This is a genomic window from Bacillota bacterium (assembly GCA_013178415.1).
Taxonomy (GTDB): Bacteria; Bacillota; SHA-98; order Ch115; family Ch115; genus Ch115.
This window is the reverse complement of sequence record JABLXA010000056.1, coordinates 1-2,249: the sequence shown is the minus strand read 5'-3', so window position 1 is coordinate 2,249 and position 2,249 is coordinate 1. Positions and strand designations below refer to the sequence as shown.

1 protein-coding gene and 1 tRNA gene are annotated in these 2,249 nt (G+C 54.3%); one reads left to right on the top strand and one right to left on the bottom strand.

Annotated features, from left to right (window positions below; all coding sequences use genetic code 11):
• Window positions 1-57 precede the first annotated feature (57 nt).
• Window positions 58-135 (top strand) — tRNA-Arg (locus HPY52_17130).
• Window positions 136-832: 697 nt separating this feature from the next.
• On the opposite strand, the gene HPY52_17125 is transcribed toward HPY52_17130, so the two are convergent.
• Window positions 833-2,158: an IS256 family transposase gene (locus tag HPY52_17125; protein ID NPV81956.1), complete on the bottom strand. Its 1,326-nt coding sequence runs from the start codon at window positions 2,156-2,158 to the stop codon at window positions 833-835.
• Between the last annotated feature and the right edge of the window lie 91 nt (window positions 2,159-2,249).

Genomic DNA, 2,249 nt, shown 5'->3' with positions numbered 1-2,249 from the left:
AGACAAGTACGGTAGACCGTGCGCACAACCCGATCAAAATAGACCTTTCGGATGTGTGCGCCCGTAGCTCAGTTGGATTAGAGCACCAGACTACGGATCTGGTTGTCGGGGGTTCGAGTCCCTCCGGGCGTACCAAGTTTTTCAAGGAGTCCAGGGCTAAAGGGACTACAGCAAAATGTAAAAGGCCTCGGTACTCTGATCGGGGCCTTTTCATTTTCTACCTGCCACATGCGCCGGAACGGCTCTAAGAGCCTCACAGTGGTGGCCCGACATATCTTGCCTGCCCCATTCGCCATCTCCCATCCTGTGACATCCTTTGAAGGCACGGGCCCCGGGCTCGATTTGCCCTTTCCTTCACGGCCATACTCTGTATCGCGGGCAGGGATTCTTCAATATGGGTTTTGCCGCCTCTGCAGGCAATAATGAGCGATCGCGCGAAGTCATCGGCCATGGCTTCCCGCCTTCTCAATATCCGCCCTCCAGTCCGATGCTTCCCACACCCATGCTCTATATTCTGCGGCATGAGCTACCTTCCTTCTTCTTCCTCTACCGCCTCCGCAAAACAAGAACCTTCGGTACCATACCCCCGGACTCTGGATCGCTGCCATCTTCAACTGGATATTCCCCTAATTTCAATGTCAAATTAGACCGGCTCCTAAACCTAAGTGGGTTGTCAGACTCGGGTTATAGAGCCGTATACTAGGTCCAATTAGTACGAGTCAGTTAAGTCTCCAAGTTATCTAAGAGAATTCTTATTTTGGTAGACTTAAACTACAATAAGAGCTTGTCCCACTCTTCGTAGAATTTCACTGACGCTCCCGGACGCATTATTTCACGTTCTGGCGACGTCACGCTCCACTGACGCCTCTACCGCCTCTGGTATCCTCACCTCCCTACAAATCGCAGCCTGAAGCATGCCCAGAAGCCTATACCCACGAATGCGGTGAAAGTGTTGCTCTGCCTCTAGGAGCCCTGCTCCTATCCACTGCAAAGCTTGCCGGCCGTTCCGCCAGCGCTTGACGTTGTGAGCCTTGGACGAAGCTACGGAGAATGCCGACTCGATCAGGTTGGTGGAGGCCAGAGACTGCCTGAGTAGCCCGGGTATCCCAAGCCGCTGCAGCGTCAGGGTCTCCTCCAAGCCCTCCCTTAGGCTGCTTGCAGCACCAGGGTATTCTACCTCTAGCTGGTCAGCCAGCGCCCCTAGAGACTGCTTGGCACTGGCATAGTTCGGCTCTATGTATGCATTCTGGATCTTACGACCTACCCAGTCCTGGGCGGATTCCGGTAGGTGGTCAAGCACATTACGTTTCTTGTGCACTTGACAGCGCTGCACTGCGGCCTCGGCAAATATAGCCCTTACTGCAGCCCTTAGCGCCTTCGAACCATCGATAACAACTAAGAGTCCCTGGTCACTCCGTAGACCTCGGGAGACCATATCTTGCAGCAAGGCCTTGCCAGCCGCCTCATTCTCGGTTGCGCCTTCCTGCAAACCCAGGACGTGCTTATGGCCATCCTTGTCTATCCCAAGGGCTACTAGAACCATGTGATCCCCAGCCTTGATGCCGTCCACCACTAAAGCTAAGATGTCCTGGCCGTCTAAACGTTGGCTGAGCCGCTCTTGAAGCGCTATCTGCATCTGACGAGTGAAACGGGCACTGACACGGCTCTTGGACGTTCCATACCCCTCTAGAGACTCTCCCTCCAAGGTCTCAGCATACCCACGAGTAGAGACCCCGTTCAGAATCCGGGCTATCACAGCCTCCGATATGCTGTCATCCTGCTGAGCCCAGGCATAGGTATCCAACTGTACCTCCCCTCTGGGGTCCTTAGAACGCACCCGAGGCCGCTCAACGTGTACCTTCTGCCCTGCTATCGCCACCCAGCCCGATTCATAGCTGTGGCGGTAATACTCCCGCTCCTCGCTTGGGAGATGCTTACCCCTTGGCCCTACCAACGCTGTAACCTCTGCATCCATCATGGCTGCCAGGACTGCAATCCCTACCCGCATCAGAAGTTCATCCAGTCCATTGGCGACATGCTGGGCAACTCGTCGTAGTGGTATCTCAACGCTCTCCGGGAGAAACGGCAGCTTACGAATTTCCCCATGGCGAACTCTTTTGATCTCCCCATTTTGGGGGTTTGTGTGATACAATTTCATTGGCGACTCCCTCCTTTTGTTGTCTACCTCTGTTTTATCACAGAGGGTCGGGAGTCGCCAGTTCAATTTCTACGAAATACGGGACATCCTC